The organism is Paraburkholderia sp. BR13439 (assembly GCF_040948805.1).
GTDB lineage: Bacteria > Pseudomonadota > Gammaproteobacteria > Burkholderiales > Burkholderiaceae > Paraburkholderia > Paraburkholderia youngii.
Genome location: NZ_JBFPKN010000024.1, coordinates 82,853 through 95,110, shown reverse-complemented (window position 1 = coordinate 95,110; position 12,258 = coordinate 82,853). Strand labels below are relative to the sequence as shown.

Annotated in this window: 12 protein-coding genes; 3 read left to right on the top strand and 9 right to left on the bottom strand. The window is 63.7% G+C overall.

Annotation, left to right across the window (positions count from 1 at the left end):
- Positions 1 to 122 precede the first annotated feature (122 nt).
- The gene (locus AB3X96_RS34430; protein ID WP_368593191.1) at positions 123 to 1,130 is read left to right on the top strand and encodes a LysR family transcriptional regulator; all 1,008 of its coding nucleotides are present in this window, start codon (positions 123 to 125) and stop codon (positions 1,128 to 1,130) included.
- A 426-nt stretch (positions 1,131 to 1,556) separates the two neighbouring features.
- Here AB3X96_RS34430 and AB3X96_RS34425 read toward each other — a convergent pair whose 3' ends face one another.
- From AB3X96_RS34425 to AB3X96_RS34385, 9 genes are all read right to left on the bottom strand, one after another.
- Positions 1,557 to 1,976, bottom strand: coding sequence for an ExbD/TolR family protein (locus AB3X96_RS34425; RefSeq protein WP_368593190.1), 420 nt, complete (start codon positions 1,974 to 1,976; stop codon positions 1,557 to 1,559).
- Positions 1,977 to 1,992: 16 nt separating this feature from the next.
- A complete protein-coding gene (locus AB3X96_RS34420; RefSeq protein ID WP_368593189.1) occupies positions 1,993 to 2,724 on the bottom strand; it encodes a MotA/TolQ/ExbB proton channel family protein in 732 nt (243 codons plus the stop codon).
- 28 nt (positions 2,725 to 2,752) lie between these two features.
- Positions 2,753 to 3,496: an energy transducer TonB gene (locus tag AB3X96_RS34415; RefSeq protein WP_368593188.1), complete on the bottom strand. Its 744-nt coding sequence runs from the start codon at positions 3,494 to 3,496 to the stop codon at positions 2,753 to 2,755.
- A 328-nt stretch (positions 3,497 to 3,824) separates the two neighbouring features.
- Positions 3,825 to 4,082 carry a bacterioferritin-associated ferredoxin gene (locus AB3X96_RS34410; RefSeq protein ID WP_176109074.1) on the bottom strand — a complete coding sequence of 86 codons (258 nt, stop codon included), beginning with the start codon at positions 4,080 to 4,082 and terminating at the stop codon, positions 3,825 to 3,827.
- A gap of 148 nt (positions 4,083 to 4,230) precedes the next feature.
- Complete coding sequence (gene murI / locus AB3X96_RS34405; RefSeq protein ID WP_368593208.1) at positions 4,231 to 5,118, bottom strand: glutamate racemase; 888 nt, start codon at positions 5,116 to 5,118, stop codon at positions 4,231 to 4,233.
- Between the two features lie 166 nt (positions 5,119 to 5,284).
- Positions 5,285 to 5,764, bottom strand: a complete 480-nt coding sequence (gene bfr, locus AB3X96_RS34400; RefSeq protein ID WP_176109072.1) for a bacterioferritin — start codon at positions 5,762 to 5,764, stop codon at positions 5,285 to 5,287.
- Between the two features lie 202 nt (positions 5,765 to 5,966).
- Positions 5,967 to 7,490 carry a fumarate hydratase gene (locus AB3X96_RS34395; protein WP_184138591.1) on the bottom strand — a complete coding sequence of 508 codons (1,524 nt, stop codon included), beginning with the start codon at positions 7,488 to 7,490 and terminating at the stop codon, positions 5,967 to 5,969.
- Between the two features lie 48 nt (positions 7,491 to 7,538).
- Positions 7,539 to 8,108: a TIGR00645 family protein gene (locus tag AB3X96_RS34390; RefSeq protein WP_368593187.1), complete on the bottom strand. Its 570-nt coding sequence runs from the start codon at positions 8,106 to 8,108 to the stop codon at positions 7,539 to 7,541.
- A 207-nt stretch (positions 8,109 to 8,315) separates the two neighbouring features.
- A complete protein-coding gene (locus AB3X96_RS34385; RefSeq protein WP_368593186.1) occupies positions 8,316 to 9,218 on the bottom strand; it encodes a DMT family transporter in 903 nt (300 codons plus the stop codon).
- A 471-nt stretch (positions 9,219 to 9,689) separates the two neighbouring features.
- Between AB3X96_RS34385 and acs the strand changes: the two genes are divergently transcribed.
- Entirely contained in the window at positions 9,690 to 11,672 is a 1,983-nt protein-coding gene (gene acs, locus AB3X96_RS34380; RefSeq protein ID WP_368593185.1) for an acetate--CoA ligase, read from the top strand.
- Between the two features lie 157 nt (positions 11,673 to 11,829).
- On the top strand, positions 11,830 to 12,258 hold the full coding sequence (locus AB3X96_RS34375; RefSeq protein WP_184225497.1) for a DUF4212 domain-containing protein: 429 nt from the start codon (positions 11,830 to 11,832) through the stop codon (positions 12,256 to 12,258).

The following is a 12,258-nucleotide window of genomic DNA, read 5'->3' as shown; positions in this document are numbered from 1 at the left end:
CAATATCACCTCGAAAAATGGGGAATAGCGTTATTTCTGAAACATGGAGCTATTATAGGGACCGTTTTTCGCGGTGCCAGCCGCCCCTCAGCAATGGATTGTTCTGTTTATGGAACGATGAGATGAAGATCGATTCACACAACCTGAACGACCTGATGTACTTTTCGCAGGTCGTCGAACATGGCGGATTTTCGGCCGCCGAGCGGGTGTTGGGCATCTCGAAGTCGCGCCTGTCGCGCCGGCTCACGGAGCTGGAGGCGTCGCTCGGCGTGCGGCTGTTGCAGCGTTCCACTCGCAAGCTCGCGCTGACGGAAGCGGGGCAGCTGTTCTACCAGCACTGTCAGGCGATGCTCAGCGAAGCGCAGGCGGCGGTCAATGTCGTGCAGCAGCTGCGCTCGTCGCCGCGCGGCACGGTGCGCGTCAGCGTGCCGGTCACGATCTCGCAGACGATTCTGTCGACGATCCTGCCGGAATTCATGCACCGCTATCCGGAAGTGCGCGTCGTGATGCGCGTGACCAATCGCGTCGTCGATCTGTTCGAGGATTCGATCGACGTCGCGCTGCGCGTGCGTTCCGATCCGCCGGAAAACGCGAACATCGTCGTGCGGCCGCTGTGGCGCACCGAGCAGATGCTGGTCGGCGCGCCGAGCCTGCTGCAGCAGAATGCGCCGCCGTTGACGCCGGCCGACCTGAACCGCTTCGAAACACTCGACGTGCCGACGAGCGACGGCCGCCACGTGTACAACCTGATCTCGCCCGACGGTACGCGCCATGCTCACGAGCACGAACCGCGTCTCGTGACCGCCGATCTGATGACGATTCGCGAGGCGGTGCTGGCCGGTGTCGGCATCGCCGCATTGCCCGAGATGATGTATGGCGCCGCGTTGAGGGCGGGACTGTTGTCACCCGTGATGCCGGGCTGGAGTTTTCCGACGCCGCAGTTGTACGCGGTGTTCGTATCGCGTCAGGGCATGGTACCGGCCGTGCGCGCGTTCGTCGATTATCTGGTCGAGATGCTCGATCCCGATGAAGGTAAGCACATCATGGGCGAGTGTCCTGCGCACGGCAACAAAACGGTGGCGCAGGCATCGGTTGCGGCGGCGGCTCCGGTTGCGTCGACGGTGACTTAATCAGGCGCTTGAGGAAACTCAAGAGTCGCACGGTACGCTGCGGCCGCTATCGCGCTTCGCAAATCGCTTTTAGCATTTAAGCGTGGCCTGTTATGGTTACTTTCAATGGCCGTTTGCTTGAATGCGCGCGCGCACAGGAATATAGTGAAATCCCTTTCGCTAAGGAGTCTCCTATGCGAAAACTCATGGCCGCTATCATAGCGGGCCTGATAGGGCTGACCGCGTTGTCCGTGTCGACCACGGCCCTCGCATGCGGTGATAAAAGCTATCAGTCTTCGGCCGATGGCAAATGATCCCGCCGCCCGAAGGCGCCGAGCGCGCACAAAAAAGGCCTTCATCCGACGATGAAGGCCTTTTACTTTATGGCCGTGTTTCAACGGGTTTTTTGCGTGGACGAGCGTTCTGCTTCGCGTGCAACGCGACCCGTTACTTCGCTTTGGGCTGCGTGACGAAGCCGATCTTCGTCAGGCCGCCAGCCTGCGCGGCGGACATCAACTGAGCGACCTTCTCGTACGGGACCTTGCGGTCCGCATCGAGATGCAGTTCCGGCTGCGGGCTCGCCTGCGCGGCCGCGGCGATCTTCGCGGCGAGCGCTGCGTCGTCGACCTTGGTGCTGTCCCACAGCACGTTGCCGTCCGCGTCGATCGACACCGTCACCTGCGCGGGCTTCGTGTCTTCCTTCTGACTGCTCGCATGCGGCAGATCGATCTTGACCGCGTGACGGATCACCGGAATCGTCACCATGAAGACGATCACCAGAACCAGCATCACGTCGACGAGCGGCGTCATGTTGATCTCGTTCATCAGGCCGTCGTCATCGTCTCCGGCGAAAGGGCTCATTGCCATTGAAGTGCCTCGTCGATCAGTTGGCGCGGGTCGCGAGACGCAGGCCGTCGCCGCGCTTGGTCGACGACAGACGGGCACCCGTTACGAAGAACGCATGCAGGCCGTGCGCGAAGCGGCTCAGCTTCGCGACGATCGCCTTGTTGGCGCGCGTCAGCGCGTTGTAGCCGAGCACCGCCGGAATCGCGACGAATAGACCGAACGCGGTCATGATCAGCGCTTCGCCGACCGGGCCGGCCACCTGGTCGATCGACGACTGGCCGCTCGTGCCGATCGCGAGCAGCGCGTGATAGATGCCCCACACGGTGCCGAACAGGCCGACGAACGGCGCGGTGCTGCCGATCGACGCGAGAATCGCGAGACCGCTCTGCATGCGCGCGACGCTTTCGTCCATCGTGTCTTTCAGGCAGCGCGTGATCCAGTCCGACACGTCCATGCGGTCATGCAGATGCGGCTGCGTCTGGTGATGATGGTCGGCCGCTTCCTGGCCCGACAGCGCGAGCGCGAGGAACGGATTGTCATACGGCGTCGAGGCGCCGCCGCCGAGCTTCTTCACGCCGTCGGCGAGGTCGTCCGAATGCCAGAACGCCTGCTCGGCGTTCTTCGTCAGGCGCTTCAGGCGCACCACATTCCAGCCCTTGACGACGATCACGCTCCACGACATCACCGACATGATCAACAGTGCGAGCGCGATACCGCGCGTCACGAAATCCCCTTGCGCCCACACGTGCGCCAATCCGTAGTTTTGCATCGCAATTCCTTGTTTTTGAAAGCTTGCTTCAGTCGGTCAGATTGAAGTTGAAAGGCTGGGTGTACGCGGCTCTGACGGGCTCGCCGTTCTCGAGATACGGTTTGCAGGCGCTCGCGCGCACGGCGGCGACGGCCGAGTCGTCGAGACGGCTAAAGCCGCTGCTCTTCTTCAACTCGATGCCTTCGAGCTTGCCGGTCAGGCCGACCACGAAATGGACGTACGCCGTGCCGGCCTCGCCGCGGCGCCGCGACAGCGCAGGGTAGTCCGGATGTGCGATGTTGCAATCGAGATGCGACACGTTCTTTGGCGCACTGATGTCCATCGTCTGTTTGCCGATCGCGGGCGCTGCCGCGGCGGGCGGCGTCGCCGGTGCGGCAGGCGCGGGTGGTGTCGGATCGGGCGCCGCGACGGGCGTCGGCGACGGCGCAGCGGCCTCGGGCAACGGAGTCGGAGTGGGAGTCGGCTTTGGCGTCGGGGCCGGCTTCGGCTGGACTTTCGGCTTCGTATGGACGGGCGGCGTCGGCTGAGGCGGCGGCGGTGCGATCGATTGCAGCGCGGCCGGTGCGGCGATCGGTGCGGGCGGCAGCAGCTCGGCGGTCATCACGTGCGATTCGAGCGCGACCTGCACGGGCTCGTGACGCAGCGTCATGATCACGGCGAGCAGCGCGACGTGTACCGCGGCGACCACGGCGGTGGCCGTCAGCGCGCGGGAATTCGGGCGGGTGGACGACGCCAGCGGGGCGCCTGCGGTAACAGGGTGCGGAGCCTGCATGGTCAGTGTGGCAGCGCACCGTTCGGGCGGCGCGGCGGACAGGACATCGTCATGTTCGGAAAATCAGCAGCGAAATGAACAAAGTAGTCACGAAACCAATCAGCAATTCCATCTCGAACTCCTTTCGAAGGGGCAGAGCGGGGTAGCTGGCTGGTACGAATACTGGCTTGCTGACGGCAGTGGGATAACGCGGTACGGCGGACTGTACTGCGGTTTTGTTGCAGACATGCGGCACTTTCAGTGTCGCATTAAGCGTTACATTAAATGTGCATCAAGGATAGGGGCTTGGGGACACTGACACGGCTTGCACCGCGCCCCGCTAGCTAATTCAGGCTGCCTTGCGCTCGTAGAACGTGACCTGCACGACCTCGGCGATGCTCTGCACTTGCTGATGACGCTCGACCACACCGCAACGACTCGCGCACACGCCGCTTTGCAGCATCACGTCGCGCACGGATTCCTCGCATTTGCCGCAGCACGAGGCGACGCCAAGTTCAAACTGCAACTCGTCGAACGAGTCGATGCCGTCCGCGATCGAGGAGCGGATGGTGCGGTCGGAAACGGATTTGCAAACACAGACGATCATGGCAGGCGTCATAGCTAACGTTAATGCGAATTATTATCATTTTGTTTGGTTTGTTTGACAAGCGTCGTCTGCGATTTTTTGTAACAAAACCAGCCTCTTAGAATGGATTTCGTCCGAAGAACGGGCAGCGGGTGAGCGAGATCCGGCTCTAGGCGGCGCGGGAATCCGATGCGGCTGTGCGGCGGGAGGGTATCAAGACGTGCTCGACCGCAGCCTCGATCCGCAGCAGTGTGGCGGCCAATTGCTGCTGATGGATGCCGTCGTCGGTGGAGTAGAAGCGTGGTAGCGGCGTGCTTGCGGCCGGCGTGGCGGCGCGCAGGCCGTGCTGCTCAAGCACGCGTTCGAGTTGGCGAGCGATCGCCACGCTCGTGTCGATCAGCGCGAGCCGCTCGCCGACAATGTCGCGGATCGCAGCGTCGAGAAACGGGTAATGGGTGCAACCGAGCACCAGCGTGTCGGCGCCTGCGTCGAGCATCGGTTGCAGGTAGCTGCGCAGCAGTGCGCGCAGCTCGGCCGAGCCGACGTCGCAGCGCTCGACCGCCTGCACGAGCCCGTGCCCGGGCTGGCAGAGAAAGCGGCAATCGGCGGCGTAGCGTTCGAGCAGTCCCTGGAAGCGGGCGCTGCGCAGCGTCGCCTGGGTTGCCAACACGCCAGCGACGCGGCTCCTGGATTGCAGTGCGGCGGGCTTGACGCCCGGTTCGACGCCGACTAGCGGAATCGGCAGCATTTCGCGCACCAGCGCGATCGACTGCGCGGTCGCCGTATTGCACGCGACCACGAGCGCCTTCGCGCCTCGTGCGGCGAGCCATTCGCCGATCGCTAGCGTGCGGTCGGTGATGAAGTCGTCATCGCGCTCGCCATAAGGCGCGTACAGCGAATCGGCGACATACAGCAGCGCCTCTTCAGGCAGTTGCGCGCGCACCGCGCGCAGCACCGACAGTCCGCCGAGCCCCGAATCGAAAATACCGATCGGCGCCTGCGACGCGGCGCCAGCGGCAACACTGCGGACAGTCGGGGACGGCGCGGGGACGGGCATAGTCAAGAAAACGAGCGTGACGTGGTGGTCGAAGAAACAGGCGGAGCCTGGGGCAAAGCGCGAGCAAGCGCGCAAGTATATCGCCCATGCGGTACGGTCCGGGCGCGAATGCCTGCCCGGCAGGCATTCGCGCCGCTACCTCGCGGGATGCTTCAAGGTGCCTCGCTCAGGACTCGACCGAGCCCATCGCGCTTTGCTGGTAGTTCTGGATACCGACCTTGTCGATCAGATCGAGCTGGGTTTCGAGCCAGTCGATGTGCTCTTCGGTGTCGTCGAGAATCTTCGTGAAGATTTCGCGCGAGATGAAATCGCGCACCGATTCGCAGTAGGCAATCGCCTCCTTGCAGGTGCTTTGCGAAATCTGTTCGAGCTTCAGATCGCATTCGAGGATCTCTTTGGTTTCCTCACCGATCAGCAGCTTGTGCAGGTCCTGCAGATTCGGCAGACCGTCGAGCATGAAGATCCGTTCGATCAGCATGTCGGCATGCTTCATTTCGCCGATCGACTCGTCGTACTCGTGCTTGCCGAGCTTATCGAGGCCCCAGTGACCGTACATCCGCGCATGCAGGAAGTACTGGTTGATCGCGGTCAGCTCGTTCTTCAGCTGCGCGTTCAGATATTCGATGACCTTCTTGTCGCCTTGCATGTTATTTCCTTTTTCGGGGACCTTGAATTTCCAACAACAATAAACGCCATGCCCCAAAAAGCCAAGAATCCGACACAAGTTTTGGCGGCGTTTGCGGCCTCGTGCGTGCGCCGCCTTGCGCATGCGTGATGCGGGGCAAAAAAAAAGCCGGGACCGCAGCCCCGGCTTTTCGACCGATCCGAGTGGCGCTAATTGCGACTCATCAAGCCGTGGCGACCGGAATCTTGCCGATCTTGGCCTGCCATTCCTTCGGGCCGGTCTGGTGCACGGAGGTGCCGTTAGAATCGACGGCGACCGTGACCGGCATGTCTTGCACGTCGAACTCGTAGATCGCTTCCATACCGAGGTCTTCGAACGCGAGCACCTTCGCGCTGCGGATCGCCTTCGACACGAGGTACGCGGCGCCGCCGACGGCCATCAGATACGCGGCCTTGTGCTTCTTGATCGCCTCGATCGCGACCGGGCCGCGCTCGGCCTTGCCGATCATCGAAATGAGGCCCGTTTGCGCGAGCATCGTCTCGGTGAACTTGTCCATCCGCGTCGCGGTGGTCGGGCCTGCCGGGCCGACCGCTTCGTCACGTACCGGATCGACCGGGCCGACGTAGTAGATCACGCGGTTGGTGAAATCGACCGGCAGCTTCTCGCCCTTCGCGAGCATGTCGGCGATGCGCTTGTGCGCGGCGTCGCGGCCCGTCAACATCTTGCCCGACAGCAGCAGCGTCTGGCCCGGCTTCCAGCCGGCCACTTCTTCCGGCGTGAGCGTGTTCAGATCGACGCGTTTGCTGGTTTCCGTGTTCGGTTCCCAGTGCACCTTCGGCCATGCGTCGAGCGACGGCGCTTCGAGCCTGGCGACGCCCGAACCGTCGAGCGTGAAGTGCGCGTGGCGGGTCGCCGCGCAGTTCGGGATGATCGCGATCGGCTTGGACGCGGCGTGCGTCGGCGCGGCCATGATCTTCACGTCGAGCACCGTGGACAGGCCACCGAGACCCTGCGCGCCGATACCGAGCGCGTTGACCTTCTCGTGCAGCTCGACGCGCAGCTCTTCGATCCAGTCCTTCGGGCCGCGTGCGATCACGTCCTGAATGTCGATGGGGTCCATCAGCGATTCCTTGGCCATCACCATCGCTTTCTCAGCGGTGCCGCCGATGCCGATGCCGAGCATGCCCGGCGGGCACCAGCCGGCGCCCATCGTCGGCACGGTCTTCAGAATCCAGTCGACGATCGAGTCCGACGGGTTCAGCATCGCGAACTTCGACTTGTTCTCCGAGCCGCCGCCCTTGGCCGCGACCTGCACGTCGACGGTGTTACCCGGCACGATCTCGTAGTGGATCACGGCCGGCGTGTTGTCCTTGGTGTTCTTGCGCGCGCCTTCGGGCGGGCTCACGATCGATGCGCGCAGCACGTTGTCCGGGTTCAGGTAACCGCGGCGCACGCCTTCGTTGATCATGTCGGTGACGCTCATCGTGGCGCCGTCCCAGCGCACGTCCATGCCGACTTTCACGAACACCGTGACGATGCCGGTGTCCTGGCAGATCGGGCGCTTGCCTTCGGCGCACATGCGGCTGTTGGTCAGGATCTGCGCGATCGCGTCCTTCGCTGCCGGGCTCTGTTCGAGCTCGTATGCGCGGCCGAGCGCTTCGATGTAGTCGAGCGGATGGTAGTAGCTGATGTACTGCAGCGAATCAGCGATGCTCTGGATCAGATCTTCCTGTTTGATGACGGTCATGGCTAGCTCAGTGGGGAGGCGCTTGTTTTCGGATCGCAGCGCGTGCGGTCAGTCTTGCGCCTTCAGGGGAGTGGAAACCTTGATGCCGCCCACGGCGTGCAATGCCGCGGGCTCTTCGAAATGCTTGGGATGCGTGTGCGTGGTGAGGCGGTCGACGAGCGCCATCACGAGCGCGGATACGAGGAACGCGACGTGGATGATCACCTGCCACATGATCGTGTGCGTCGTGTTCTGGTCGGGGCTGATGAAGGTCTTCAGCAGATGGATCGACGAGATGCTGATCAGCGCCATCGACAGCTTCACTTTCAGCACGCCGGCGTTCACATGATCGAGCCATTCCGGTTCGTCCGGATGACCGTCGAGGCCAAGGCGCGACACGAACGTTTCATACCCGCCGATGATCACCATGATCAGCAGGTTCGAGATCATCACCACGTCGATCAGGCCCAGCACGACGAGCATGATGCTGGTTTCGTCGAGCTTCATCGCGTCGGCCACCAGATGCCAGACTTCCTTCAGGAACAGCACGACGTAGACTGCCTGCGCGACGATCAGCCCGAGATACAGCGGCACCTGCAGCCAACGGCTCATGAATACGAGGTGGGGCAGCGCGCGCATAGGGCGGCGCGGACGGGCGAAGGCGGGTCGCGAAGCGGACATAGGCAACGGTCAGATGAAGCGGGGGTGACGGAACACGGGCCAGGCGCCGACGGCGGTGCGGGGCGCGGCCATCGGAGGATCGCGAGACTCGCGTCGGGCGCCGTATTGTACAGCGTCGGTCGAATCTGCTGCTCTGCGGCGGGCAGCCCGCCCGCCACACCCGAACTACGATGCGACCGGCGGCACGCTGCGCGCCTTCAGGCTCGCGAGACCGATACCGGCGACCACGCAGGCGAGCGCGATGCCGTGCGCGAGCGTGGGCCGCTCGCCGAGGAACACGATGCCGTAGAGCGCCGCGGCGACCGGCAGCACCGCGCTGAACACGCCGGCGAGACTGCCGGACACGTGGCGGATGCCTTTCATCCACAGCCAGAACGAGAAGATGCTGGCCGACAGCCCGTACCACAGCACCAGCATCCAGACGTTCGATGGCACCGCGCGATAGTCGAAATGCGCGAGCGCGCCGGCGCCGAGCGGCAGCATCAGCAACAGGCCGAACAGATGCGTGTACGCGCAGATGTCGATCGGCGCGAGCGTTTGCGTGAGGCGGCGCGACAGGATGATGTACAGCGATTCGCAGCACACCGCGCCGAGCACCATGAAGTTGCCCGCGAGCGAGCCGGTGCCGGCCGTCGCATCCGCGCCCGCCTCGCCGTGCGCGACATTGATGACGACGACGCCGACGATCGCCAGCGCGATCGACGCGAGGGCGCGGCCATCCGGCCGCTCCTTCAGGAGCAGCCACGACAGCAGCGCGACGACCGCCGGAATCGTGCTCGTGATCACGCCTGCCGCGACCGCGCTGGTGCGCGCGACGCCGTTGAGCATCAGCAGCGTAAAGCCGAAGGTGCCGAATAGCGCTTGCAAAAACAGGTTGATCCATTCGTCGCGTTTGACGCGGCGCAGTTTGGTCACGCGCAGGAGCGGCCATAGCACGGCCATCGCGATGACGAAACGCAGCAGCGCGAACAGCGGGACGGGAACGAAGGCGACGATCGATTTACCGATTCCGACATTGCTGCCGACCAGCAGCATCGAGGTAATGAGAAGCAGGGCGTAGCGATTCAAGCTGGAATCCGGACGGCTAGTTCAGTTAGCATTGTAAGAGGCCGTGCGACCGGGCGTAAGAGTGCGACAGCGGGCGACCGGACGGTGCATCGGGTTCGCATCAGCGGCATGCGATGTGCTGCGGGTGAACATGGAACGCTCGATAGAACGAGCGATCTTTTCCGCGCGCATCTCGTCTGATCAACGCTCAAGCACGTCGGTGGCTCGCCCGATCTAAGGGTTTTCGCTTGCAGATCAACACGATGTGCGTAAGTGGCCGGTAAGTTGCGGCGCTTATGGTTGAGCCTTGACGCGGGGTGATCGAGCAGGGTGCCCGCAAGCACGGATGTTGCGATGCCGCACGCGCGCGCGTTCGACGGCATTGCGAGGTGGGAGACAGCGCCGCTCGTGGCGGCTCGAACAGGATAAGACCCGCGCGCGATGCGCGCCGGTACAGGTTTTCCGTTTTTCATCTTCACCAAGGGGTTGTCGATGTCTGCGATTGAATCAGTTCTTCAGGAACGCCGCGTTTTTCCGCCCTCCGCCGACACGGCGAAGGGTGCCACGATCTCCGGCATGGACGCGTACCGGGTGCTTGCCGCCGAAGCGGAGCGCGACTACGAAGGCTTTTGGGGGCGTCTCGCGAAGGAGACGCTAAGTTGGCACAAGCCATTTACGAAGGTGCTGGACGAATCGAAGGCGCCGTTCTATACGTGGTTCGAAGACGGCCAGCTGAACGCGTCGTATAACAGCATCGACCGTCACGTCGAGGCCGGCAACGGCGGGCGCGTCGCGATCGTGTTCGAAGCCGACGACGGCACCGTCACCAACGTCACCTATCAGGATCTGCTGCAACGCGTATCGCGCTTCGCGAATGCGCTGAAAAAACGCGGCGTGAAGAAGGGCGACCCGGTCGTCATCTATATGCCGATGTCGATCGAGGCCGTCGTCGCGATGCAGGCATGCGCGCGTATCGGTGCGACCCACTCGGTCGTGTTCGGCGGCTTCTCGTCGAAGTCGCTCAACGAGCGGCTCGTCGACGTCGGCGCGGTCGCGCTGATCACGTCCGACGAACAGATGCGCGGCGGCAAGGCCTTGCCGCTGAAGAGCATCGCCGACGAAGCGCTCGCGCTCGGCGGCTGCGAGAAGGTCAAGAGCGTGATCGTGTACCAGCGCACCGGCGGCAAGGTCGCGTGGGACGGCGCACGCGACCTGTGGATGCATGAACTCACGCAGGGTGAGTCGGACCAATGCGCGCCCGAATGGGTCGACGCCGAGCACCCGCTCTTCATCCTCTATACGTCGGGCTCGACCGGCAAGCCGAAGGGCGTGCAGCACAGCACCGGCGGCTATCTGCTGTGGGCCGCGCAAACGCTGAAGTGGACCTTCGACTGGCGCCCCTCCGACGTGTTCTGGTGTACCGCCGACATCGGCTGGATCACCGGCCATAGCTACATCGCGTACGGACCGCTGACGCTCGGCGGCACGCAGGTCATGTTCGAAGGCGTACCGACCTATCCGGACGCCGGGCGCTTCTGGCAGATGATCGCCAGGCACAAGGTCACGCTGTTCTATACGGCGCCGACGGCGATCCGCTCGCTGATCAAGGCCTCCGAGGCCGACGCGAAAGTGCATCCGAAGAGCTACGACCTGTCGACGTTGCGCATCATCGGCACGGTCGGCGAGCCGATCAATCCGGAAGCGTGGGTCTGGTACTACGAGAACGTCGGCGGCGGCCGTTGTCCGGTCGTCGATACGTGGTGGCAGACCGAAACCGGCGGTCACATGATCGCGCCGATGCCGGGCGCGACGCCGCTCGTGCCGGGTTCGTGCACGCTGCCCCTGCCGGGCATCATGGCCGCGGTCGTCGACGAAACGGGCCAGGACGTGCCGAACGGGCAGGGCGGCATTCTGGTGGTCAAGCGTCCGTGGCCGGCAATGTTGCGCAACGTGTGGGGCGATCCGGACCGCTACAAGAAGAGCTACTTCCCCGAGGAGCTCGGCGGCAAGCTCTATCTCGCCGGCGACGGCGCGGTGCGCGACAAGGAAACGGGCTACTTCACGATCATGGGCCGCATCGACGACGTGCTGAACGTGTCGGGCCATCGTCTCGGCACGATGGAGATCGAGTCGGCGCTGGTCGCCAATCCGCTCGTCGCGGAAGCAGCCGTGGTGGGCCGCCCCGATGCGACGACCGGTGAGGCGGTATGCGCGTTCGTCGTGCTGAAGCGTGCGCGTCCGCAAGGCGAAGAGGCTGTCAAGCTCGCGAACGAACTGCGCAACTGGGTCGGCAAGGAGATCGGTCCGATCGCGAAACCGAAGGACATCCGCTTCGGCGAGAACCTGCCGAAGACGCGTTCGGGCAAGATCATGCGTCGTCTGTTGCGCTCGCTCGCGAAGGGCGAGGAGATCACGCAGGACGTGTCGACGCTGGAAAACCCGGCGATTCTCGACCAGCTCGGCGAGTCGATTTAAAGCGTTGTAAGCGGGTCTGCGTGGACGGTGGCGGTGTGTCGATCGACACACTTGCCGGTGTATCGAGCAGACCCGTGAATCGAGCGGACGGCTTGCATCACGGCATTGCGCGGACAATCCCAATTGCCTCGCCGGTGCCTTTTTGATACATAGGCGCATGGCCGCGCCGCACCTATCCTCCCATGCCACGTTGAACCCCCCGCCCGAACCGCCTCCGGTCTCGGCGGCGATGGCGCTGGCGCATCGCAAGTACTGGCGCTTCAACCTCGCGCTGATCGCGGTGCTGATGACGCTCGGCTTCTTCGTCTCCTTCGTCGTGCCGTTGCTGGCGCCCGCGCTCGCGCAGGTGCGCGTCGGCGGCTTCAGCCTGCCGTTCTACTTTGGCGCGCAGGGCGCGATCCTGATCTACCTCGCGTTGATCGTCGTCTATATCGTGCTGATGCAGCGCGCCGATCGTAGGTTGCAGCGCGCGTTCGAAGCGGATTCGCAGCGCGATGCCGCAAGCGGTCCCGCCGCGGATTCCACCAGCGGCGCGAACGATGAAGTCAACGTCGGCACGGACGCGCCGGCCGCGCGCGGACGCTGA

Bases quoted from the DNA above. Each gene is read 5' to 3' on its own strand.
- AB3X96_RS34430 (WP_368593191.1), top strand. From the start codon at position 123: ATGAAGATCGATTCACACAACCTGAACGACCTGATGTACTTTTCGCAG.
- AB3X96_RS34425 (WP_368593190.1), bottom strand. From the start codon at position 1,976: ATGGCAATGAGCCCTTTCGCCGGAGACGATGACGACGGCCTGATGAAC.
- AB3X96_RS34420 (WP_368593189.1), bottom strand. From the start codon at position 2,724: ATGCAAAACTACGGATTGGCGCACGTGTGGGCGCAAGGGGATTTCGTG.
- AB3X96_RS34415 (WP_368593188.1), bottom strand. From the start codon at position 3,496: ATGCAGGCTCCGCACCCTGTTACCGCAGGCGCCCCGCTGGCGTCGTCC.
- AB3X96_RS34410 (WP_176109074.1), bottom strand. From the start codon at position 4,082: ATGATCGTCTGTGTTTGCAAATCCGTTTCCGACCGCACCATCCGCTCC.
- murI (WP_368593208.1), bottom strand. From the start codon at position 5,118: ATGCCCGTCCCCGCGCCGTCCCCGACTGTCCGCAGTGTTGCCGCTGGC.
- bfr (WP_176109072.1), bottom strand. From the start codon at position 5,764: ATGCAAGGCGACAAGAAGGTCATCGAATATCTGAACGCGCAGCTGAAG.
- AB3X96_RS34395 (WP_184138591.1), bottom strand. From the start codon at position 7,490: ATGACCGTCATCAAACAGGAAGATCTGATCCAGAGCATCGCTGATTCG.
- AB3X96_RS34390 (WP_368593187.1), bottom strand. From the start codon at position 8,108: ATGCGCGCGCTGCCCCACCTCGTATTCATGAGCCGTTGGCTGCAGGTG.
- acs (WP_368593185.1), top strand. From the start codon at position 9,690: ATGTCTGCGATTGAATCAGTTCTTCAGGAACGCCGCGTTTTTCCGCCC.
- AB3X96_RS34375 (WP_184225497.1), top strand. From the start codon at position 11,830: ATGGCCGCGCCGCACCTATCCTCCCATGCCACGTTGAACCCCCCGCCC.